The sequence below is a fragment of the Sulfuricaulis sp. genome, from assembly GCF_024653915.1.
Classification (GTDB): domain Bacteria; phylum Pseudomonadota; class Gammaproteobacteria; order Acidiferrobacterales; family Sulfurifustaceae; genus Sulfuricaulis.
Genome location: NZ_JANLGY010000012.1, coordinates 37,917 through 60,615, shown reverse-complemented (window position 1 = coordinate 60,615; position 22,699 = coordinate 37,917). Strand labels below are relative to the sequence as shown.

The 22,699-nt window shown below is 56.3% G+C and carries 23 protein-coding genes, 1 tRNA gene and 1 riboswitch; of the genes, 13 read left to right on the top strand and 11 right to left on the bottom strand.

The annotated features are described in order from the left end of the window. Window positions 1-145: 145 nt before the first annotated feature. Together NUV55_RS06470 and NUV55_RS06465 are read right to left on the bottom strand one after the other, a co-directional pair. Entirely contained in the window at window positions 146-2,857 is a 2,712-nt protein-coding gene (locus NUV55_RS06470) for an efflux RND transporter permease subunit (protein ID WP_296671390.1), read from the bottom strand. Window positions 2,858-2,871: 14 nt separating this feature from the next. Then, on the bottom strand, window positions 2,872-3,360 hold the full coding sequence (locus tag NUV55_RS06465) for an RNA pyrophosphohydrolase (protein WP_367280366.1): 489 nt from the start codon (window positions 3,358-3,360) through the stop codon (window positions 2,872-2,874). Between the two features lie 34 nt (window positions 3,361-3,394). Between NUV55_RS06465 and NUV55_RS06460 the strand changes: the two genes are divergently transcribed. The 9 genes from NUV55_RS06460 to NUV55_RS06420 all read left to right on the top strand — a co-directional run bounded on the left by NUV55_RS06460 (window position 3,395) and on the right by NUV55_RS06420 (window position 13,634). Then, window positions 3,395-4,423, top strand: a complete 1,029-nt coding sequence (locus NUV55_RS06460; protein ID WP_296671386.1) for a hypothetical protein — start codon at window positions 3,395-3,397, stop codon at window positions 4,421-4,423. Between the two features lie 70 nt (window positions 4,424-4,493). Then, window positions 4,494-5,147: an HAD family phosphatase gene (locus NUV55_RS06455; RefSeq protein ID WP_296671384.1), complete on the top strand. Its 654-nt coding sequence runs from the start codon at window positions 4,494-4,496 to the stop codon at window positions 5,145-5,147. A gap of 11 nt (window positions 5,148-5,158) precedes the next feature. Next, window positions 5,159-6,130 carry an iron ABC transporter permease gene (locus tag NUV55_RS06450; RefSeq protein WP_296671382.1) on the top strand — a complete coding sequence of 324 codons (972 nt, stop codon included), beginning with the start codon at window positions 5,159-5,161 and terminating at the stop codon, window positions 6,128-6,130. Then, window positions 6,130-6,891: an ABC transporter ATP-binding protein gene (locus NUV55_RS06445; protein WP_296671380.1), complete on the top strand. Its 762-nt coding sequence runs from the start codon at window positions 6,130-6,132 to the stop codon at window positions 6,889-6,891. The genes NUV55_RS06450 and NUV55_RS06445 overlap by 1 nt, the downstream gene beginning before the upstream one ends. Before the next feature lie 177 nt (window positions 6,892-7,068). Then, window positions 7,069-9,432 (top strand): EAL domain-containing protein, encoded by a 2,364-nt coding sequence (locus NUV55_RS06440; protein ID WP_296671379.1) that lies wholly within the window; start codon window positions 7,069-7,071, stop codon window positions 9,430-9,432. Window positions 9,433-9,608: 176 nt separating this feature from the next. Beyond that, window positions 9,609-9,800 carry a hypothetical protein gene (locus NUV55_RS06435; protein ID WP_296671377.1) on the top strand — a complete coding sequence of 64 codons (192 nt, stop codon included), beginning with the start codon at window positions 9,609-9,611 and terminating at the stop codon, window positions 9,798-9,800. Between the two features lie 188 nt (window positions 9,801-9,988). Next, window positions 9,989-10,282, top strand: a riboswitch (cobalamin riboswitch). 111 nt (window positions 10,283-10,393) lie between these two features. Further along, window positions 10,394-12,448: a TonB-dependent receptor gene (locus NUV55_RS06430; RefSeq protein ID WP_296671376.1), complete on the top strand. Its 2,055-nt coding sequence runs from the start codon at window positions 10,394-10,396 to the stop codon at window positions 12,446-12,448. A 2-nt stretch (window positions 12,449-12,450) separates the two neighbouring features. Continuing rightward, window positions 12,451-13,080 (top strand): energy transducer TonB, encoded by a 630-nt coding sequence (locus NUV55_RS06425; protein ID WP_296671375.1) that lies wholly within the window; start codon window positions 12,451-12,453, stop codon window positions 13,078-13,080. A 2-nt stretch (window positions 13,081-13,082) separates the two neighbouring features. Continuing rightward, window positions 13,083-13,634, top strand: coding sequence for a cob(I)yrinic acid a,c-diamide adenosyltransferase (locus NUV55_RS06420; protein ID WP_296671373.1), 552 nt, complete (start codon window positions 13,083-13,085; stop codon window positions 13,632-13,634). Here NUV55_RS06420 and NUV55_RS06415 read toward each other — a convergent pair. The 9 genes from NUV55_RS06415 to NUV55_RS06375 all read right to left on the bottom strand — a co-directional run bounded on the left by NUV55_RS06415 (window position 13,631) and on the right by NUV55_RS06375 (window position 19,763). Continuing rightward, window positions 13,631-14,530 carry a cobalamin-binding protein gene (locus NUV55_RS06415; RefSeq protein ID WP_296671371.1) on the bottom strand — a complete coding sequence of 300 codons (900 nt, stop codon included), beginning with the start codon at window positions 14,528-14,530 and terminating at the stop codon, window positions 13,631-13,633. The genes NUV55_RS06420 and NUV55_RS06415 overlap by 4 nt on opposite strands. A gap of 23 nt (window positions 14,531-14,553) precedes the next feature. Next, window positions 14,554-15,288 (bottom strand): adenosylcobinamide-GDP ribazoletransferase, encoded by a 735-nt coding sequence (locus NUV55_RS06410; RefSeq protein WP_296671369.1) that lies wholly within the window; start codon window positions 15,286-15,288, stop codon window positions 14,554-14,556. Between the two features lie 3 nt (window positions 15,289-15,291). Beyond that, window positions 15,292-15,903, bottom strand: a complete 612-nt coding sequence (cobC, locus tag NUV55_RS06405) for an alpha-ribazole phosphatase family protein (RefSeq protein ID WP_296671368.1) — start codon at window positions 15,901-15,903, stop codon at window positions 15,292-15,294. Next, complete coding sequence (gene cobT / locus NUV55_RS06400) at window positions 15,900-16,955, bottom strand: nicotinate-nucleotide--dimethylbenzimidazole phosphoribosyltransferase (protein WP_296671366.1); 1,056 nt, start codon at window positions 16,953-16,955, stop codon at window positions 15,900-15,902. The genes cobC and cobT overlap by 4 nt, the downstream gene beginning before the upstream one ends. Then, a complete protein-coding gene (gene cobU, locus NUV55_RS06395) occupies window positions 16,952-17,497 on the bottom strand; it encodes a bifunctional adenosylcobinamide kinase/adenosylcobinamide-phosphate guanylyltransferase (protein WP_296671364.1) in 546 nt (181 codons plus the stop codon). Before cobU ends, cobT begins: the two co-directional genes overlap by 4 nt. A gap of 74 nt (window positions 17,498-17,571) precedes the next feature. Next, a complete protein-coding gene (locus NUV55_RS06390) occupies window positions 17,572-18,501 on the bottom strand; it encodes a regulatory signaling modulator protein AmpE (protein WP_296671363.1) in 930 nt (309 codons plus the stop codon). Between the two features lie 63 nt (window positions 18,502-18,564). Continuing rightward, window positions 18,565-19,113, bottom strand: a complete 549-nt coding sequence (gene ampD, locus NUV55_RS06385; RefSeq protein WP_296671360.1) for a 1,6-anhydro-N-acetylmuramyl-L-alanine amidase AmpD — start codon at window positions 19,111-19,113, stop codon at window positions 18,565-18,567. A gap of 68 nt (window positions 19,114-19,181) precedes the next feature. Beyond that, window positions 19,182-19,257, bottom strand: a tRNA-Thr gene (locus tag NUV55_RS06380). An 80-nt stretch (window positions 19,258-19,337) separates the two neighbouring features. After that, window positions 19,338-19,763: a Fur family transcriptional regulator gene (locus tag NUV55_RS06375; RefSeq protein ID WP_296671358.1), complete on the bottom strand. Its 426-nt coding sequence runs from the start codon at window positions 19,761-19,763 to the stop codon at window positions 19,338-19,340. 316 nt (window positions 19,764-20,079) lie between these two features. Between NUV55_RS06375 and NUV55_RS06370 the strand changes: the two genes are divergently transcribed. Genes NUV55_RS06370 through NUV55_RS06355 form a run of 4 tightly spaced genes read left to right on the top strand, consistent with a single transcriptional unit; the run spans window position 20,080 to window position 22,692 of the window. Beyond that, on the top strand, window positions 20,080-20,700 hold the full coding sequence (locus tag NUV55_RS06370) for a GspH/FimT family pseudopilin (protein WP_296671357.1): 621 nt from the start codon (window positions 20,080-20,082) through the stop codon (window positions 20,698-20,700). Continuing rightward, window positions 20,697-21,188, top strand: a complete 492-nt coding sequence (gene pilV / locus NUV55_RS06365) for a type IV pilus modification protein PilV (RefSeq protein ID WP_296671355.1) — start codon at window positions 20,697-20,699, stop codon at window positions 21,186-21,188. Before NUV55_RS06370 ends, pilV begins: the two co-directional genes overlap by 4 nt. Beyond that, window positions 21,185-22,195, top strand: a complete 1,011-nt coding sequence (locus tag NUV55_RS06360) for a PilW family protein (protein WP_296671354.1) — start codon at window positions 21,185-21,187, stop codon at window positions 22,193-22,195. The genes pilV and NUV55_RS06360 overlap by 4 nt, the downstream gene beginning before the upstream one ends. Further along, entirely contained in the window at window positions 22,192-22,692 is a 501-nt protein-coding gene (locus NUV55_RS06355) for a PilX N-terminal domain-containing pilus assembly protein (protein WP_296671352.1), read from the top strand. Before NUV55_RS06360 ends, NUV55_RS06355 begins: the two co-directional genes overlap by 4 nt. Window positions 22,693-22,699: the final 7 nt, after the last annotated feature.

Sequence of the window (22,699 nt, the reverse complement as noted above, 5' to 3'; positions counted from 1 at the left end):
GGAACAGGCCGGTGCTGCCGACACCGACCAAGACGGCGGTGGCGAGCGTGTTCTTGAGGAAGAGACGGCGGGGAAGGTGGGTCACGGGGTCCTCCGATAAATCAAAAAATATGAACGCGGGATTCTAACAGATAACAACTTGTACCTATTGACGCGGTTGCAGGGGAATTTGTTCCTTGCGCGAAACCAGCCAATACAGCAGCGGAGTCAACAATAAGTTTACCAGCAACGAAACTAGCAAACCGGTGACCAGAACAATAATAAGTGTATGCAAGACAGAAGCGCTGCCATTGATCCACATCAAAGACAACATGCCCAAGATCGCCGTCAGGACCATGGTGAATAATGGACCAAACTGATATCGGGCGGCCTGTTGCAGTCGTCGCAACAAAGGCAAGTCTGGCGATTGCGCTTCACATCGCGCCACCAGCGCGGTGGCATGGCCCGCCGAAATACCAAGCAGCAACAATGCGCCTAACCACACCGGTGGCGACACTGGCATGCCAAAAGCCAACAGCGCGGCGCCCGTGCCGACCAGCGTGACAACTGCCGTTAGCGATATAAGCAGTCCGAGACGCAACGAGCGATAAAGCCATGTCGTCACAAGCATAATCAACAAAACCGATATACCCTGCGCTATCAGCCCCCGGTTCATCTGCGCGCTTACTCCGCTGCGCCCGAAAAAAAGTCGATAACCGGATGACAATTTCATGCTGTCGAGCGCCGCGTTCACTTTTTTTATGACCTGATCGAACGAGGGCTCGCTGGCGATCTGGGCGATAACCTCGATCACCGGTTTCCCGTTGAGATGGCGAATCTGCGCCGGCACGACAGCCCGCTCCAGCGTGGCGATATCACGCAAGTGCACGGCGGGACGATTCTCGAGCTCACCGAGAAGTAAAATCTTTCCCGTGGCAACACTGCCCGCATCTTCAGCCGGCAGGCGCATGCGTACATTATAGAGATGGTCTGCATCGCGAAAACTTCCAGCCGGAATTCCGGTCGTGGCGATGGCCAATGCCCTGCCGATCCCGGCAATGTCCACGTCGAGTTCACGCGCGCGCTCTTCATTGATATGAATCATCAGCTCTTCCCGGACGGCCTGTGACGAATGTTTCACTTGGCGTAACTCAGGCAATGACCCCAGTCGCCGCACAACATCATCGGCAAGCGCCAATAAACCGGCGCCTTCCGGTCCCTGAACGCGCAGGACAAGCTCCTGTCCAGACGATCCATTTTGCGCGGGAGCTTCGCGGATTTTCACAAAAAGAACAGGCCCCAATACAGCAACCGTCACCGAGGACACCGCCAGCCACAACACAGTCCTTTGCAACAGGCGACGCAGCAGGCCTTCATATAAGCGGCGCATGCGGGCCATGGCATGGCTGACGGCCGCGTTCCACTGGGCTTTTCCACCACGGTGGCGCGTATCGAACACCGGTACCAGCCACCATGCCAGCAGCGCGGCCAGCAGCCAGGCGCCGGCAAATACGCTAACAAACTCACGGTAGAGCGCACTCAGTTCACCACCCACAAACCATACCGGAACAAGCGCCGCCACCAAGGCCATCGCCGCCGCGACCACAGGACGGACGCTATTGACTGGCGCAAGTACAGACCGGGATTTTCCTTCAAACATCAGCATGACACTGCCGCCATAAAGTCCCGTGCCCAGCACCAAAGCTCCCAGCATCATGACATCGAGCGCCATGCCCGATAACGCCATCGTGATGAATACACCCTGCAACGAAGCCACGGTAATCACACCGAGCATCAGGGTGCGCCGCCCTCGGCCCCACAGTAGATGTACTGTGAACAGAACCAGAATAAAACCGATGAGAAACGCGTAGGCTATTTTTCTCAGGGGGCGTCGTGCATCGTCGAAATGTCCGGAAAAGGACTGGATCTCGATACCATCGGGTATTAATCGGTTCGCACGCATCCAGTCCACATGCGACCGAAGTTCCCCGACGACATCCGACAGCGCCGATGGCGCCTGCTTGTGCACCGTCACCTTGACGGTCTCCGCGCCGTCCACGCGCACCGGTACCGGATTTGCCAGCTGGTTCGGCACCAGCTCGGCCACCTCCGAGAGCTGAATGCTCTCACCGTCAGGCAAAATGACGGGAACCGCCGCCAACGCCGCCAAGCTTCCCGACAGCATGGGATCACGCCGGTTTCGCTTCTTCACCGGCGACTGACTGACGTGAGAACCCACCTCGGGATTTTTCCGGATCGCTTGCAGGAGATCCTCGAATGAAAGTCCGTAGCCGGCCAGTCGCCGCTGATCCGGCATGACCAGAATTTCGCGCACGGTGCCACCCGCCATATCCACCGTGGCAACACCCGGTAATTCCCGCAAGCGCCTGGCAAACCCGGCTTCGGCCCAGTCACGCAATGCCAGTGAGTCATGCGTTCTGGATATCAGATTGAATTCCATGCTTGCTGAAGAATAATCAATCCACGTAACTGCTGGTGGATCGATGGATGCCGGCCAGGAAGTTCTGTCACGCTCCAGGCGCGACATGACATGGCGTTGCACGGCATCGATATCGCGACGATGATTCAAGCGCAGATCGATGCTGACGCTCCCCGAGGCAGCGGTTGACTCCATGGCGACCACACCCGGTAGATCTGCGAGCGCAGACTCGAGCGGGAGCATCAGCTCTTTCTCAATCGCCGGAGTGGTCAGGCCCGGCACGGAAACATGGATGTTCAGGCGCGGTGCATCGCGTGATGGAGGAAGATCGATGGGGAGGCGGCCGAACGAAAAAAAACCCAGCAGCACAAACGCCAGAATGGAGACAACGGTAACGGAACGATAACGGGCGGAAGGGCGTGCAGCGGCTGGTAACATGCGCCGCGTATTCCTCAGCCGTGCGTATTCAGGGAAGACAAAAGCGGTTCAAGCTCAGCCAAGGCCTGCTGGTAAACCTGGCGCTTGAAACTGATGATGTTCTCCAGCGCGCTCCAGTATTCGATCCAGCGCCATTCATCGAATTCGGGCCGCTCGCACAAATCGAGCCGCACATCCTGGTCCTTTCCGACCAAACGCAACAAATACCAGATTTGCTTCTGGCCCCGGAACGCACTGTGTGGATGGCGACGGCGAAAATTGTCGGGTATGTCGTAATGCAACCAGTCACGGGTGCGGCCCAGTATTTCAATGTGCGACGGCGACAGGCCCACTTCCTCACGCAATTCGCGGTACATGGCCTCGTTAATCGGCTCTTTGGGCCGGACACCACCCTGCGGAAACTGCCAGCCATCCTGGCCACAACGCCGTGCCCAGAAAACCTGGTTCAGGCGGTTGCATAGAATAATGCCCACATTGGGGCGGTAACCGTGTTCGTCTATCATTACAATCCCGTCAAAATCGGAATATTCCAAATCAATGCGCATGATTTTTCCACGAAGCCGCCGTGACAGCAATGCGGCATTGGGTCGACGGCGGTTCGCCGGTATTGTATGGATGATGGCCGGACTGGCACTGGTCGGATGCGTGTCGACACCCCGCGTTCCCGCCAATGTGGTCCTACGGGACGTTCACAACAACGGCTATGCGCTCGCCTTTGGCAGCGAATCGAAGACATTCGCCTCAGGCGGCTCGGAGGGGCGCATACGCCTGTGGACCTTGCCGGAAGGAAAAGAGGTCGCCGGCTGGGCGGCGCACGCTGGCTCGCTCCAAGGGCTGCAATTCCTCAACCATGATCGTGAAATACTGTCCGCGGCTTACGATGGTGTGTTGGCGCGCTGGACGCGCGACGGCACTCTGCTCAAACGCTTTGTCACGCCCTCCCCGATCACCGACATGGATGTCGATGAAGCCAGCGCCTTGGTCATCACGGGGCACAGCGACGGACATGTGCGCCTCTGGCGGTTGACCGATTTTTTTCTCATTCACGATCTGTCGCTTCACCGCGGCGCGGTGCGCGCCGTGGCCTACCACCCTTCCACCCGACAACTGGCTTCCGGCGGCACGGATGGGCGGGTCTTTTATTGGCGTCTGGAAGAACAACCACGACCGCTGCCGTCTCCGCCAACAGATGCGCAGGACCTGGCCTTCGCGCCCGATGGGAATTTCCTCATGGGCAGTGGCTGGTTCAAGCTGTTCCGCTGGCGGCTGGCCGACGAATCGCTCACTATTCTGCCCACGGAGCATCATGGCATCGTCAAGTCCATCAGCTTCAACCGCGATGGCCGGAGCCTCGCCAGCATCGGCCGGCAAACCGACAGCGCCGTATACATACTGGATGCGCAAACCGGCAATGTCCTGAAACGTTTCCAGCCGCATGAACTCTGCGGAACTGCCGTTAGTCTTTCGTCCGACGGGCGCTATCTGGCCTCGACTTCCGACGATGCGAATGTCTACCTCTGGGACTTGCAGCACCTGCTGCCAGAACAGACATTCTTTCCGAAATGAAATATATTCTCTCAGCCTTGAAGTTTTTGGCATCCTTGACGGTTCAAATTCATTAAACAGGAATTAATTCTTGAGTCTCGCGATTTTCGACCTCGATAATACCTTGTTGCGTGGCGACAGCGACTACGCTTGGGGGCGCTACCTCATCGACAACCACATTGTGGATGGCGAGGAGTATGAACGTGAAAACGAACGCTATTACGCCGAGTATCAGGCCGGCACGCTCGACATCATGGAGTTTCTCGCATTCGCCCTGCGTCCGCTGGCGCAACACGACCGCGCCACGCTCGATGGCTGGCACCGGCAATACATGCAGGCCAAAGTTCTGCCCATGATCACGCCCGCCGCCCGTGCGCTCGTGAACTTGCACCGTGCGCACGGCGACACGCTCGTCATCATCACCGCGACCAATCGCTTCGTCACGGCGCCGATCGCCTGGGAGTTCGATATTCCACACCTGATCGCCACCGAGCCGGAGGAACGCGACGGACGTTTCACGGGCAGGGTCGCGGGCACACCCTGCTACCGCGAAGGCAAGGTCACGCGGCTGAAAAGCTGGATGCAGGAACAAGGACAGACGTTGCAGGACAGTTGGTTCTACAGCGATTCGCACAACGATTTGCCGTTGCTTTCCATCGTCGACCACGCGGTGGCAGTCAATCCCGACGATATCCTGCGGCGCGAGGCGCAGCGGCGCGGTTGGCAGATTCTGCCCCTGCGCTGAGCGAATCGCCCATGAGCCACCGCCTGCTGACAATGCTGATCCTGCTGGCGCTGGCGCCACTAGCCCTGTGGTTCGCGCTATCCCACGGCAGCCTGAATATCAGCGCGCAAGAACTGTGGCTCGCGTTGCGCGGCAATTCCGACAACGCAATGTCATACATGGTCATTCACGAGCTGCGCCTGCCACGCGCCCTGTCGGCTTTCGCCGTCGGTGGCTTGCTGGCGCTTTCGGGCGCCTTACTGCAAGTGCTGTTGCGCAATCCGCTCGCGGACCCTTATGTGCTCGGCATCTCGGGCGGCGCGGCCGTCGCCGCGCTGCTTTCCATGCTGGGTGGTCTCGGCATCGGGTGGGTGCGTGGAAATGCCTTCTTGGGCGCGTTGCTGTCGATGCTCATCGTTTTCGGATTGAGTCGCCTGGGTTCTGTCTGGACACAGAATCGACTGCTGCTTACCGGCGTGGTGGTCGCGGCGGGCTGGGGCGCACTGATCAGCCTGATATTGGCGCTGGCGCCCGTGGCACAAGTACAGGGCATGCTCTTCTGGTTGATTGGCGATCTGAGTTACGCCACGCAACCTGCCATGGCGCTGCTGGCGCTGCTGGCCGGACTCGCCGTCTCGCTTTGGTTCGCCCGGGCACTCAATCTTCTGTTACGTGGCGAGAACACCGCTGCCGCGCTGGGGGCAAACCCCGCGCGCTTGCGCTACATCATTTACCTGGTCGCTTCACTATTGACGGCCATGGCAGTTACGCTCGCCGGCAGCGTGGGTTTCGTGGGCCTGGTGATTCCCCATATATTAAGGTTGGTGGCCGGCTCGGATCACCGCTTTCTGTTGCCGGCCTGTGTGCTGCTCGGCGGCGGATTTCTGACGATCGCCGATACCATCGCGCGCAGCTGGGTTGCCCCTGTACAGCTCCCTGTCGGGGTCATCACCGCCTTGCTGGGTGTTCCAGCCTTTCTTTTTCTTCTGATCCGCTCACGCTGATGCTGCGTGCTCAAAATCTGACGCTGAGGATCGCCGGACGTACCTTGTGCGCCAACCTGAATGTCAGTCTGGAAGCCGGTGAGAACTGGGTAATGCTGGGCGCTAACGGCAGCGGAAAAACCACTCTGTTGCATACGCTTGCCGGCTTGCGCGCGCCAGAGACAGGCACGGTCAGTCTCGACAACGGGGAGATCAACAAGATTCCGGCCCGCACCCGCGCACAGCGTCTCGGCGTGCTGTTTCAGGATATGGAGTCAGGATTTCCCGCGACAGTCATTGAAACGGTATTGACCGGTCGCTACCCGCATCTCGATCGTTGGCAATGGGAGGGCGCAGAGGATTACCGCGCGGCTGAAGCCGCGCTGGATGCCGTTGGTTTGAACGGCTTGGACCGGCGTCCACTGGCGACACTCTCCGGCGGCGAGCGGCGGCGGGTAGAGATCGCCACCCTGCTGGCGCAGGACGCGCCCATCTGCCTGCTGGATGAGCCGATTAATCATCTCGACCTGCGGCATCAGGTTCAGATGCTGGACTTGCTGGCGGATCGTGCACACCGGCCGGGGCATCTCAACCTTTTCGTGCTGCATGACGTCAACCTGGCATTACGCTTCGGCACGCATGGCATGCTGCTGTTCGACAATGGCGAGTGTCTGCATGGTCCGTTGTCCGAATTGCTGAATCGCCCCAATCTCGAACGGCTGTACCACTGCCGTTTGCGCGAAATCCGTGACGATGTCACCAGCTGGTTTTTGCCGGCGTAACGACCGTCGGGCGGTGTGGATTAATCAAGGACCGGCCGTTATACTTTCCGCCACTCGCAGCGGCACTTAATATAACGATAGGACACATGCCTTGGTGCTAAGTCGTCTGCCGGAAAACCCGCGGGAGCACTGGCTCCCTGACGGTTCTTTACTCTCTCTTTTCCCGGTGGTTCGGTAATGATCCGCCTGCCGTGGCTGCCGCGAACCCTGCGCAACCGGATAGCTGTCACTTTCTCTTTCCTGCTGTTGCTCACCGCCGCCGTCGTCACCGCGGTCTTTGCCCGTCAGGCAGCGCAGACCCATTTCGGGACTCAGCAGCAATTGGCGCAGAAACTCATGGTGCTGGTGGAGCCGGCGATCCGCAGCATGGTCGCGAGCTACGACATCGTCGGCCTCGACCGATACATGAGCCAGATTGCCGACGACCCGGCGATCGCTTCCATTCGGATTATCGACGGAGGTGGCGGCTCACTTCTCTACGGACACGAAGGCAATACGGAACCGGCCAGTTGGCTGGCACGGACACTTTCTGACGCCACCAAAACAACACCGCTGCTCGTCTCGGACGTTATCGTCAATGGCGCGAAAGTTGGCCGGATCGAAGCGGTATTATCCAACGCACCGCTCAATCAGAACATTCGGAATGTAGTCATGGTCGGCGTTATCCTGGCCGCCGTTTTGCTGGCCGTGGTTTTTCTGCTGGTTTATCTATTGTTGACCCGTTTCACCGCGCCGCTACGGCCGCTAATGGAATGGGCGCGCGAATTCGCCCACGGCAACTGGCATCCACGCACTAAACTCATTGACTCCGGGAGCCGCGAGATCCAGGAACTCAATCAGTCCTTCACCGAAGGCTCGGCAACCCTGCGCCATTACATTCAAAGCCTTGAGGAAACACGCGAGCTGCTCGAATACAGCGACACGCGGCTGCGCAAACTCGTCAACAGCATGCACGAAATCCTGTTTGAGCTCGACGCCGACGGACGCATTGTGTTTCTCAATCCGGCCTGGAAAGGATTGACCGGCTTTGCCGCGGACGACTCGCTCGGCAAACCTTTCGGCGATTTTCTGGTAGACGAGGACGCCATACGCGATTTTGACCCGCCGGCGCTGCCACGCCTGCACGAGAAAAACCGCGAAATTTCACTACGTTCGGCAGACGGCAAGCGCCTGTGGATGAGTCTCGACGCCGATGCCCAGACCGACTCGGCCGGAAACTTCACCGGCATCATCGGCACGCTCGGCGATGTGACCAAGAGCGTCGAGCTTAACCACCTGCTCACCAAATATCAGGACGAGCTCTATCATCTGTCCGTCACCGATCCTCTGACGGGTCTCTACAATCGACGACACTTCGACAGCCAGCTGGAAGTCATCCTGTCCGACCACCTGCCGAAGACTTTGCCCGTATGTTTGTTGTTGATTGATCTCGACGGGTTCAAATTCATTAACGATACCTACGGCCACCCTTTCGGTGACGAGGTGCTGCGTGCTACCGCGCAACTGCTCAAGCAACAGGTCCGACGCAATGACTATATCGCGCGTCTCGCGGGCGATGAATTTGCCATGGTGCTAAAAAATACCGACATTGAAAATGCCACGCGCATTGCCCAAAAGCTGCACGACCGCATCAGTGAAACCCGCATTCCGTTGCCGGTCGGGCACATGCAGCTCCAATCGTCCATGGGCGTGGCCGAAGCGCCAACGCATGGCGCTAATGCCCAGGACCTGGTGAGCGCGGCTGACGTCGCGCTGTATCACAGCAAGCGTCGCGGACGTAATCGTATCGAAGTACTGTCACCGGATATCAGCCGCGCGGTGATGTCTATTTTCAGTCAAGGCTTCCAGTTGCGAAATGCACTCGAACAGGGACACATCCATCCCGCGTTCCAACCCATCTGTAACCTCAAAAATGGCGAGCCCGTGGCCTATGAAGTCCTGGCACGCATGCGCGTCGATGGCCTCGTCATCCAGGCCAAGGATTTCATAACGGTGGCGGAGGAGCTGGGGCTGACACGAGAAGTGGATCTGCACATCATCGCCCAGGCCCTGAAGCTGACTCCGCCGGAATATGCCCTGTTCCTGAATGTGGATATTTCCTCCTTCAATGACAAGGACTTCGTGGGGGAGCTGAGTGACCTGCTCAAACCGGCCTGCGACGAAGGACGCTCGATTACGATCGAAATCACAGAACGTGAAACGATCCCCTTGAGCGACGGGCTGCATGAGGACATCCAGACCCTGCGTGCTCTTGGCTGCAAACTGGCCCTCGACGACTTCGGCAGCGGTTACTCTACCTATAACTTCCTTAACTTATTCCGCCCGGATTACCTCAAGATTGAGGGATCTTTTGTGCGCGGCATGCTGCGCAATGAATCCGATCACAAGATTGTCACGCATATTCACGAGCTGGCGACCTCTTTTGGCATGAAAACCATCGCTGAAAGCGTGGAAGACGCCGCCACTGAACGAGCCCTGCAAGCCATCGGGATTAATACCGCCCAAGGGCTGTTTTATGGCGCCCCGCGACTTGCTTCCTGAATAGTCCCCGGCCTTTGGCTGGGCAGGCATGCCAATTAATCCTGGCATGCAATAACAGCAATGAAAATTTTAATAATTTGAGTAAAATAGCAACCGGCTGCAAGATTTAGAGCTTAAACAGCCATTTTCCCATTCACGGTAAATCATCCACACCTCAACAAGGAAACGTAATTTATATGAAAAAGTACACGATTCTGCTGGCCACCCTGTTGTCCATGACGGCAATTGCTGCCTGTGAGAAAAAGGCAGCGGTGCCGGCGCCGGCAACCACGACTGCCCCGGCCGCTCCTGCGATGGATGCCGCTAAGCCGGCGGATGCGGCGGCGCCTGCTGCCCCAACTGCCCCTGCGGCTCCGGAAAAGAAATAAGGCTGATAGTTTTAGCTGTCAATCTGAAATTTCAAAGCCGGCCTTCGGGCCGGCTTTTTTATTTCTGGTGCTGTGAAAAAAATAATTATTTGCATCGCTCTCTTTCCTGGTGATTTGTTTCACGATTTCCGGCAATCTTTGAAAGTCATTGACACATTTCTTTCCTCTACCTATAGTGCATCAGAGTTTGCAGTTCATCAGCTTCAGGTGTTTCCCGTAACTGTCGTTTCGGGAAATGAAACGGGAAGCCGGTGCGTTCCTCGAGATTCCGCGATGAACCATCCCGGCGCTGCCCCCGCAACGGTAAACGAGTGTGTATGTTGAAAGAGTCCTTCCTTGGACTCTTTCGGGCGAATCAACCGCCACTGTCCGATCGTTAAATTGCCCAGGCAATTGACGGCGACGGGAAGGCGATTCGCCAAGAGTGACTCTCGTCACTCCACTCGTGAGCCCGGAGACCGGCCTGAAGCACAACCCATTAGGGTGTCGCGGAGGGCGGCCCGGGCGGCAATGGCCTTCGCATTCCGCTTTTCCATCCTCCGCACTTCCTGATCAACCACCGCGCGGGTGCGTGCGGTTTGCGGAGGAAATTCATGAAGTCAGCTTTTTATATTCTTAACGTTTCATTCGCCATCTGTACTTTCCCCTTTTATGCGATGGCTGCCACGACTTTGGAACACCCAGCCGTGATTGTCACCTCTACTCGCATGACGGATGACAACGCACGCTTGCCAGCATCAGTAAGCGTGATCACGGCAGAAAGTATCTCTCGCAGCCCGGCATCAACGCTTCCGGAACTGCTGGCACTGGAAGCCGGCGTTGCTACGCGCAGCCTGTATGGAAACCATGCCGCGCGCGCCACGGTTGACATGCGTGGCTTCGGTGCGGCCTCCACTCAGAATACGCTCATCCTGCTCGATGGCCGCCGGTTGAATGACATCGACCTCTCTGCCGTGGATTTCGCGGCTATCCCAGTGGAAAGCATCGAACGCATTGAAATCATCCGTGGGGGCGGTGGAGTGCTCTATGGCGACGGGGCGGCAGGGGGCGCCATCAACATCATCACCAAACAACCGGGGCGCCGTGGAACTTCCGGCAGTATTATCGCTTCCCTTGAGTCTCATCAATCACACCGACTGGACGCCGCCTTCAGCCATGGTCAGGATTTATTTGCGGCGAATGCCTTTGTGAGCAGCATTAATGCAGACGGCTACCGCCGCAATAATGAACTGAAGCAAAATAATCTCCAGACCGACCTGCGCTGGTTCCACGACAGGGGTGAGTGGTTTCTCAAACTGGGAGCAGACGACCAGAGCGTACGCCTTCCCGGGGAACGCCGTGTTGATCCCGGCGCCGGGGTTGATGAGCTGAACAATGACCGTCGTGGAACAAGTCGTCCCCGCGATTATGCCAACCAGAATGGCGGTTCCCTGACAATGGGTCACAGCCACTTCTTGTCAGCAGATCAGGAACTGATTATTGATCTGGGTTACCGCAAAAAAAATCAGAAAGCATTCTTTGATGATTATGCCTTCGGCGGAGCTTTTGCCAATTACTATGACACCAACCTTGCCACCGTCTCGCTCACACCGCGCTTGAAAATTCGCCATCGCTTGTTTGACCGGCCGGGAACTCTCGTCACGGGTGTCGATTATTATCATTCGCAATACGATTCCGATCGCTCATTGAACCCCTCCACTGCGAGCACTCCGATTCACCGGTTGGATGTGAATCAAACAAGTCTTGCCGTCTACGGACAAGACACCAGCGAAATCAGCGATCGGTCTCTGCTGACACTGGGGGGTCGATGGCAGCGGGTGAAAATGCAGGCCCATGATGACTTTAATCCGGGCGCTCCTGGCGGCGCTTTTGGAAGTGGCGCGCCGGAGCGCAAAAGCTCCGATACGGAACACATCCTCGACATGGGCCTGCGTCACCGGCTCAATGAGACACTGTCGATTTTCGGCAAGATAGGGCGCAGTGTACGATTTGCCACCATTGATGAATTCTTCCAGACGGATTCAAACAGCTTTCTTCAGACCTTTTCTCCCCTGAAACCGCAGACGGCGGAAAGTCTCGACCTGGGCGCAGACTACGCTCAAGGCGACACGCGTCTCGGGGTTGGCATTTATCGCATGAATTTTCGCAATGAAATTCACTTCAATTCTGCCACGTTCGCCAATGAAAATCTCGACCCCACGCGCCGCCATGGCATGACCGTGTCAGCCGAGAAACGGATAACGGAAAGTTCGCGCGTAACAGCGGATTACGCCTACACGCGCTCCACCTTCCGCTCCGGTACCTTCGCCGGCAATGAAGTGCCGCTGGTGTCGCAAAATACAGGCAGTCTCGCCTATTCCTGGGCTTCAAACCGGAAACTGACAGTCTCAGCGGCAGCACGTTATACCGGGGAGAAGCACTTTGACAACGATCAAACCAATACCTTCCAGAAAATTCCGGCCATTACGACAGTGGATATCAAGCTCATGAGAAAAATCGATGCCTGGAAATGGCAGGCGGCCGTCAACAATCTGTTCAACAGAAAAGCATTCGATTACGGAGTCCGCAGCACCAGCTCATCAAGCATCTACAACGCCTATCCCCTGCCCGAAAGATTTTTTTCATTTTCCCTGGGGAGGGATTTCTGAACATGATCCGGCCCCTTCATACTGTTTCGTTGGCGCGATTTCTGCTGTTGTCGTCCGGGCTACATTTTATCTTTCTGCTCGGCATGGACAAATCGGACGGCAACCTGTCTCTGCCTGATCTCGGACAGCGTGTGTTGGATGTAAGGATTGAGAATTCAATGCATCCTTTACAGACGGGGCCGGGAAAGACATCAATTTCACAACCACCCGGGCAGGAGGCAAATAATATCCTCCACGCTATCCACCCTGAAACACACCTCGCGTTCCAGCCCGCTTCATCGATCGTGGAAACCGCCCGGGAGACGGAACAGGAAACGGCCGCCGCCATGAGCACTGAACTGCGCAACCAACTGCTAGGAAAATTGCAAACCCGTCTTTCGCATTACCTGGTATATCCGCCACAGGCGCGCAAACATGGATGGGAGGGTACCGTGCTATTGAGATTGCGCGTGGAATCCGACGGACATCTCGATAAACTTCGCGTTGAGCGCAGCTCCGGCTATGCCGTTCTGGATCATTCGGCGTTAAACTCCCTGAGCCGGCTCGGCCATCTTGCCGGAGCGTCGCTCTGGCTTAACGGCCGCGGCGTGGATATGCAATTGCCCGTTATCTACCGGCTGGTGGAAAACTGAACATGGGACATCGCCTTTCCAAAATTTATACGCGCACGGGAGACGACGGCACCACGGGCTTGGGCGATGGCGCGCGCGTGAAAAAAACCAGTCCGCGTGTGGAAGCCATGGGCGCGGTGGATGAGCTCAACAGCGTCATCGGCATATTGCTGACACAGGATGTCCCGGAAGATATCCAGGCGCCTCTCACCGACATCCAACACGAACTCTTCGATCTGGGCGGCGAACTTAGCATCCCGGGGCGGACGGCCATCACGGAAGCCCAGGTCGAGCGCCTCGAAGCAACCCTGGATCAATTGAATGCCGGCTTATCACCACTCAAGGAATTCATCCTACCGGGAGGATCCCAGACATCGGCCACGTGCCATCTGGCGCGGGCGATTTGCCGCCGCGCAGAGCGACGCACGCATGCCCTGAGCGAAGTGGAGAAAATCAATGTCGTAGCGGCGAAATACCTGAATCGTCTTTCCGACTTGTTGTTTGTCATGGCACGTGTACTGAATGCCCGCGCCGGTCGCGGCGACGTCCTGTGGCAACCGGGGAAAAACCGCTAATGTTTTGCGCGCCGGGTCCGCACCTGCTCTAGATTCTGACAAACTTGCTCGGCTCCTTCCAGGATACGTGGACCGTTACGCTGCATCAAATCGGGGGGAATAAAAAATAAATTGTTTCCTCGAACCGCTCGCAGCAAAGGGTATTGGCGCCAATCCTCCAGCCACTCCGGCGACTTCTCATTCATACCGCTCGCAATAATCGCCTCAGGATCGGCTTTAAGTACCGCTTCAAGATCGATCACCGGCGCCAGGGGCGCTAATTCGGCAAATACGTTACGACCGCCACATAGCTGCATCATACGGCTGATTAAATGCTCGCCATTCACGGTCATCAGCGGTTGATTCCATATTTCATAAAACACACTCACCATGGGACGACTGGCATAGCGGTGTTGAAGACGCGTATAGCGCTGTCGAAAAGCCGTTGCGGCCTGTTGGGCGGTGCGCGCGGTGCCGGTCAGTTCTCCCAAACGTTCGAGGTTGCTCGGCACGTCTTCGAAGACGCGCGGTTCGCCCAAATAAATAGTCAAACCGAGATTTCTTAAACGCTCCACTTGCACCGTGGGATTTCCGCTCTGCCAGGCAACAACAAGATCCGGTTTTAACGCCAAGATGCGCTCGGCATCGAAGCTATCGTAATTACCGACGCGTGGAATCTGCAAAGCTTGCTTTGGATAATCGCTGTAATTCACCGTTCCAACAAGCGCTGAGCCGGCGCCGGCAGCGAACAGAATTTCAGTGAGGTATGGGGCCAAACTAATGATGCGCTTAGCAGGCATTTTTAGCTTAACAATGCGGCCGGCATCGTCAACGACTTCGACGCCCCATGCCGATAAGGAGATAAAGAAAAAAATGCCCAATACTGTCAAACAATGAAACCGTTTCTTGCGCGACAAATTTATCTCTCCTATGCGCATCGTTAGCTCACCACCAAGGCCATGGCCATCAGAACGGCAGCCTCGATTAATTCGCAAGCGGCGCCGAGTGTATCGCCGGTAGCGCCGCCCAGACGTTTTACCATCATTAACCGCAATATCAGCAACAAACCAAGTCCCGCCGCCAATGCCACCAGCCCTATTCCACCCCGTGCGATGACAGCTGCCGCGATAAGAATCAAGACAATAATGGCTGCGAGACGCGGTAAATGCATAGCGTGGTCAGCACCCAAACCTCCCATCCGGACATAAGGCGTGCTCGCAAACAAAAATACAATCGCCATACGGCCGAGCACCGGCGCCATCACTAAACTCATCCAAACATTTTCACGAAGCAAAACCGACAGGGCGGCGAACTTAAGCAGCAAAACCAAGACCACGGCGGTAACCCCGGCGGGTCCGCTGGCCGTGTCCTTCATGATGCGCAAGGCCTTGTCGCGATCGCCATGCGATCCCGCCCAGGCATCGGCGCTGTCCGCGAGCCCGTCGAGATGCAAGCCGCCGGTAAGGAGCACCCACAGCAACAACACCAAAGCCGACTGCAAACCGACATCCGCTGACGTCAGCAAAGCCTGCATGCCCGCGATCAGCGCGCCCAGCAAAAAACCCACCAAGGGGTAAAATAGCACGGATCTACCGCGATCTTCCGGGCTGGCTGACGTTGAACGTGGCGCCGGCAGGCGCGTGAGGAACTGCAAGGCGATCCAGAAATAACGCATCGCTCAAAGCCGGCCGGCGTGAAATACCAGCCGTGGCAACGGGCCCGTGCCGTTGGCATCGATACGGATACGGCTTATTCCCGCACTGGGCACATCGATACGAAACATTCGATCCAGTGGCATATCGAGCGCATGGCTGACGAGCAATCGTATGACGCCGGCATGACAGACAAGGAGCACATGCCGCCCTTCATGGCGTGAGAGCGCCTCATCGAATGCGTCTTTTATACGATTCCGAAAGGTCGCGAGGGTTTCACCGCCGGGTGGCGCATGATTGACCGGGTCTTGCCAGAAGCGCGTCAGCAACTGCGGATCGCGTTCAAGCAACTCGGTGGCCGTACGTCCCTCCCATTCTCCAAAGCCCAGTTCCATGAATCGCGTCTCGATCTCGAGGGGCAGATCATGCCGGATAGCCAGTTCCCGGGCGAATGCCGCACAACGGGAAAGTGGCGAGCTCAGAATAACGTCCCAAGGACAATGTTCACCGACGGCTTCACGCATTTGCCGCCAACCCCTTTCACTCAGGGGGTCGTCGAGTTGACCGCGATATTTTCTGCCGCCCACGGGCTCACCATGACGCAACAGATCGAATAACGTGGAGACTGCCTGCGTCATTCCAGCGCTCTTGACACACCGGCCTCGGCAAAGGTCGCCATCTGGTTATGCAGCAGGCAGGCCATGCGCAACAATGGCACTGCCACCGACGCGCCGCTGCCCTCGCCCAAGCACATGCCGAGATGTAACAAGGGGCGTGCTCCGAGCGCTTCCATGACAAATCGATGCCCCGGCTCCGCTGAATGGTGCCCATAGAAAAACCACGCCGATACGTCGGCGTTCAAACGTTGCGCACAAAGCGCGGCGACAGTCGAAATATATCCATCGACAAGCACCGGGATGCCCATCTGGGCGCAGTGAAGGTAAGCACCGGTTAAGGCGGCGATTTCGAAACCGCCGAGACAACGCAACACACCCAGAACATCGGCGCGCGCGCAACCGTGACGGGCAATGGCTTCATCAATGACACGTGCCTTGTGTCGCACACCAGCATCATCCAAACCCGTTCCAGGTCCAGCCAAAGCGGCGCCGGCCATACCCAGCAGGGCACAAGCCACGGCGCCGGCCGACGTAGTGTTAGCGATACCCATCTCCCCGCCGATGAAAAGATCCATACGGTTAACGCTGGCACGCTCGGCGGCCTCGATGCCAATCTGCAAAGCGTTTTCGAGTTGCGGCGGCGTCATGGCCGGTGCATGACGTATGTTGGCAGTACCGGGCGCAATGCGCCTGTTGATGACACCGGGCAGCGGGCCGAGATCGTCCGCCGTACCGACATTCACCACCTCGAGCGTGGCATTCAACGCACGCGCCAGCACACTGATCGCAGCACCGCCACGTGAGAAATTACGCACCATTTCCACGGTAACCGACTGCGGAAAAGCCGATACGCCTTCTTCGGCCACGCCATGATCCGCCGCAAACACCACGATAAGCAAACGATCAATGCCGGGCCGGTCACGGTCCTGCAATCCACAAAGACGTACTGCAATCGTCTCAAGTTCGCCGAGTGAACCGGGCGGCTTGGTAAGCTGCCCTTGACGCTGGCGCGCGGCCTGTGTGCGAGCCTCGCTGGGGCTGGCCATGGGTCGCAGCCACCATTTCGCACTCATGCGGCATTCCCCTTCACCACGAGTGGCAAGCCAGCGACCATCAATGTCACTCTGTCACAGAGTCCCCCCAGGTCTTGATGTAGCCTCCCGATTTCGTCACAGAAACGCCGCGATAATTCCCCGAGCGGGACAATGCCCATGCCCACCTCGTTACTGACAAGAATTATGTAGCCCGCGAGCGTAGGAAGCGTGGCGACCAGTGCCTCCCGCTCGCGCGCGAAAACCGATTCGGGTGAACCGACCACCGGATCGCCATGATCGGCATGCAGAGTGTTAGAGAGCCACAGCGTTAAACAGTCGACCAGCAAACACCGATCGGGAGCCGCCAGTGTTTGCAGGGTAGTGGCTAATGAAACAGGCTTCTCAACAACCTTCCAGTGTGGCGGGCGCTTCTCACGGTGGTAGCGAATGCGTGCAGCCATTTCTTGGTCGTTGGGTTGTGCGGTGACAATACAGGTCACGGCCATTCCGCTCGCTTCCGCCCTGCTTTCGGCAAAACCGCTTTTGCCCGAACGCGCCCCACCCAGAATCAACTCCTTCATTGAACCTCGTTAGCATATGCACAGCGATGGCGGAACAGACGCATAACCGGCCACATGAGACAGGAGATGGGAAGTCAGGCTGTGATAAAACCGATCAGATGCGCACCGGTCATCAAAATACCGATCACCAACCACAACAGCAGCATCCGCCAGACCAGCGCCACGGCGCGTTGCACATGACCGGCATCCGGGATGACGGTAAGGTCGGATGTTTTCTCTTCGTATTCACTCTCTTCAGCTGCTTCACAAATCTGCATATGCATGGCGCCGAAACCGGAGGCCAGCAAAGGACCGCTGTTAATATCCGACCACACACCGACACGCCGGCGCCAACAATGTAACGCGTCCTCGAAGCTGCCCATCAACGCGTAGGAGAGCGCCGTGATGCGCGCCGGTACCCATCCCATTAAATCATCGAAGCGGGCTGCGGCCCAACCGAACTCGGCGAAACGTTCATAACGATGGCCCCAAAGCGAATCGAGAATGCAGCTCAGCCGTTGCAACACGGCACCGAAGGGGCCCAGGAGAATGAACCAGAAGATGGGCGATACAATCAGCGAATTGCCCTGCTTAAGAACGCCTTCAACGGCGGCGCGTGCGATATTCGCATCGGTCCTTTCCGGAACGCCTTTTCCGATCAGATCCCGCAGTTTATCGTCCGCCTCGCCCAGCTCACCGGACTCCAGGGCATTCGATATCGCATTCGCGGTTTTACCCAGGCGATGTACATCCAGACACAGATAAAGCACCACGACATCGAAAGCAACGCGCAATATCCAGCCGAGCTCCCCGAGAATGTAATGAATCAGCATAACGCCCGCTACGATCGGAAGTGTCGCCAACATGACAGCGCCGATACCGTGCGTGCGTTTCCCGCCGTTGAAACGCTCTTCGATGGATTCCGCCCAATCCCGATACCAGGCGAATGGTTTGATGCCCTGACGATCGGGAATCAGATGGTCAAGCAGAATTGCCAGCAAAACAATAATCAGTATCTCGCTCATACCAACTGCTCTCTATCCTCTGTACTGTTAAATGTAACGGTCATGACTGACACAAGGCAAGCCCTAGGAGCAAGACTTCAAATAACGATTCCAGTCAAACATCGGTCCCGGATCAGTCTTGCGTCCAGGCGCAATATCGCCATGGCCGTATATACGCTCCCTGGTGATGGCAGGATATTGGAGCCGAAGAGCGCTGGTAAGTTTCGCGAGCGCCTCGTACTGGACGTCCTCGAAAGGAAGATTATCCGCGCCTTCCACTTCCACACCGATGGAAAAATCGTTGATATTCGTGCGTCCCTCACAATACGACTGTCCGGCATGCCAGGCACGCTGGTGCAGCGGCACGAACTGGACAAGATCGCCATTGCGGCGAACGAGAAAATGTGCGGAAACTTTCAGATCCTTGATTTCGCGATAATAGGGATGCTCATTCGGATCAAGGCTATTACAGAACAGACGTTCGACACCGGGCCCGCCGAACGTGCCCGGCGGCAGGCTGATCGAATGAATGATCAAGGTGTCCACCGGAACTCCGGTCGGGCGCGCATCGCAATTGGGAGATGACACGAATCGAACTCCCTGTATCAAACCGCTGCCAGAATCAATCTGCATGATCCCGCCGGATTCCTTTGCCGTTTCGAGAATTAACTCTCTGAAGATATTAGCTGACAACCCGGAAATGGTGCCGGTGACCGGAGTCGAACCGATGACCTACTGATTACGAATCAGTTGCTCTACCAACTGAGCTACACCGGCCTCACGCGATGACAGCGGGCCGAAAGTATAAGCTGTTCCTTCGGACGAACCAACCTTGCAGGGCGGTCAGAAAACCAGAATCACTTCTCGGGACGCAAACGCACGATCACGTCCACGCCTTCGAGCCTGGCGCCCGGCGGAAGTGGCGGCAAATTGCTCACGTGAATCTGATCCACGCTGATATCGGTCAGTTTGCCGGAGGTGACATCGAAGAAATGATGATGGGGTTGCGTGTTCGGGTCGTAAAAGATTCGCGTGGGATCGGCGAGCACTTCCCTGACGACGCCCTTCTCTGCCAGCAGTCCGAGCGTGTTGTATACCGTGGCCTTGGAAACCTGGCGGTTACCCGCGTTAACCAGACGGAAAACATCTTCCGCGGACAGGTGCGTGCACTTCTCAAACAGAAGCCGTGTGATAATTACCCTCTGAGAAGTAGGGAAAATACCATGGCTGCGCAAGAGATCTTTAATCTCTGGCTCTGATTTTGGTTGTGCGGTCATGCTCATTTAGAACGATTATAAATTAGAGAATTAGCGATGTCTAACAGCGTCGAGCTACGCGTCGAGATCTTTGCGCAATCAAATCAGAAATATATCCTGGCATCATGTAATAATTTCACATAATACAGTTACCGCCTATCGGCTATACATAACCATTCATCACCAGCGCTCACTTACCAACTGCTATTCTGGAAGTCACCAAATCAAGTTCGTCTGACAATTAGCGGCAATTGCGGATTACATATACGCGATTAGACTTAGGTAATTGAGACTATTTCAATATTGGAAAACGCGTATTTTTAAGCATTATCCGCACTGCACCATGCATAATCGTTATCTCAAGTTAGGAAAAGCCTCCCAGAATGAAACTCCTTCTGTCTGCCGATTAATGCCGTTCATCGGTATAAAGAATCCAGTAGTATCACCATTAGTCGGCCAGAAATTACCTTTTATCTGCAATAGAGGTTTCACGCTGGTTGAATTGATAATTGTCTTAACTATTGCAGGGGTATTGATGGCTTTGGCAGCTCCCGGTATGCAGAATTTTGTCGCGTCCAACCGACTTACCGCCCAGGTTAACGATCTTCTGGGAGATATAAACATTGCCAGAAGCGAGGCTATCAAACGCAATACCTCAGCTGGTATCTGCGTGACAGCCGTTGGCGGCTCAACCTGCACCGTAGCCGGTAACTGGGCAAACGGTTGGCTGGTTTACTACGTCGATCCTGACACGGCCGCTTCTGTCGCCATCAAAATTCACGAGAAATTCTCTGGAAATAACACCCTGACGGCGCCCACTGACGCATTGGTTTTCAACAAAAGCGGTTTTCTGACGACCGCCGCAGGAGATTTTACGTTATGCGACAGCAAGCTGGGCAAATCACGGCTCGTGCAAGTCATTATCACCGGACGACCTGCGTTGACGGAAGGGACCTGTCCATGAAACCGATTCACAACAACAGATCTCGTCCACGACACCAGGGCTTCTCTTTGATCGAAGTCATGGTCGCACTGCTGGTGCTCTCCATCGGTCTGCTTGGGCTAGCGGCACTGCAAACAACATCACTGCAATTTAACACTGGCTCCTATTACCGTACTCAGGCCACCTTCCTGGCCTATGACATCCTTGACCGCATGCGCGCCAACTCCATCGGGGTAAAGGCCGGTAGCTACAACGCCACGACTTCCGCTGCCGCAGCGGCCGCTAAAGCCGACACCACAGCCTGCAGTACAGGTTGCAACACCACCGACCTCGCCAAATACGATCTCGGTGAATGGTATAGAAGGATGGAGATCATGCTTCCGGGCTCCACACTCCCCACCAATAACTATGCATTGATATCAAGGGATGCAGCAAACGTTGTCACCATAACCATCAACTGGGTCGAAAAAGATTTAACGATGCGACAAATCTGGGTTGTTCAATTATGAAACCGTTAAACGCTTTCCGGCATCGCATGCTCGGACTGAGTCTGGTCGAGTTGATGGTGGCGATCACCATCGGGCTGATTATCCTGACAGCCGTTTCGACTCTTTTTGTCAGCAGCAAACAGACCTATACCACTCAGGACAGCCTGGCCCGTCTGCAGGAAAATGCGCGTTTTGCCATGCAGTTCCTGATCAAGGACATCCGTCTCGCGGGCTATTATGGCTGCCTGCACAATGTTGACGCGAGCACGACGAATACATCGCTGAATGGCGGTACCACCTTTAACAACGACGCCTTCTTCCCTTTCGAAGGTGTTGAAAATGCTACCGGGACATGGTCACGTTCCGGAACTGCACTTCCCGCGAGCATGAAATCAGGCACTGACGCTATCGTTGTCCGCTTGGCAAACGAATCAGTCTCGTCGACCGTCGCCCCTGGCATGCTCAACGAAGCGAGCACCTTGAATGTGAACGACGCCGCTCCCTTCGCCACCAATGATGATGTCGTCGTATCAGACTGCGAGGGCGCCGACGTCATGAGAGTAACCGGCATAGCCGGCAATGCGCTTCAGCACACTGCAGGAGGCCTTAAAAAGGCTTACGAGCCGCCGGCACGTGTTTACCAAATGGTTACACGTCAGTATTTCATTCAAACAAAAACGGTCAACGGAAAGACAGTCCCGGTGTTGCGTCGCCAGGAAAATGGCGGCCTTGCCGATGAATTAGTGGAAGGAATCGAAAGTCTGCAATTCCTCTACGGCGAAGACACTGACACCCCGCCGGATGGCGTGCCCAACATCTACCGAAAAGCCAATACTGTTGTCAATTGGGCCAGGGTATACAGCATACGCGTCGGAATCCTGGCAAGAACCATTGACGACAAGAATCCTGATTTGGACACCAACTCTTATGACGTGGACGGAGACGGCACAAATGAAGTCGCCGCACCGGGCGACCGTTACCGGCGCCGTATATTTCAAGCCACCGTCCAGTTGAGAAACATGCTATGAACGCACGCGCCCTGCATGCGGCCCGCCGCCATTCCCCGCCTCGAAAAATGGCAGGGCCGGCAGCACTTTCATGGGGAAATCGGCGTGAGCGTGGTACCGCACTCATCATGAGCCTGGTCATCCTGATGATCCTGACAATCCTGGGCATCTCGGCGATGGGCACGGCCACGCTTGAAGAAAAAATGTCCGGCAACATCCAGGAAGGCACACGGGGATTTGAAGTGGCGGAGTCCGGCCTGCAAAAGGCACTACTTGATGGCGCTCAGTACGCCGTCAGCACAACGCCCATTACGACAATCTATTCAGCGATCAACAATCGCAAGCCGCAAGTCACCACGACCTACCTGCAGGAAGGAAGCCCGCCGCGTGGTTTCGGTTTCTCAACCGATCAAAAGGCTTATCACTTTTCTCAGCAAAGCAAGGTAAATGCGCAAGTAGACAGCGTTAACATCGGTCTCAACACGACGGTCACGCGCGGCGTCGTGCAGATTAAATAGTTCACGA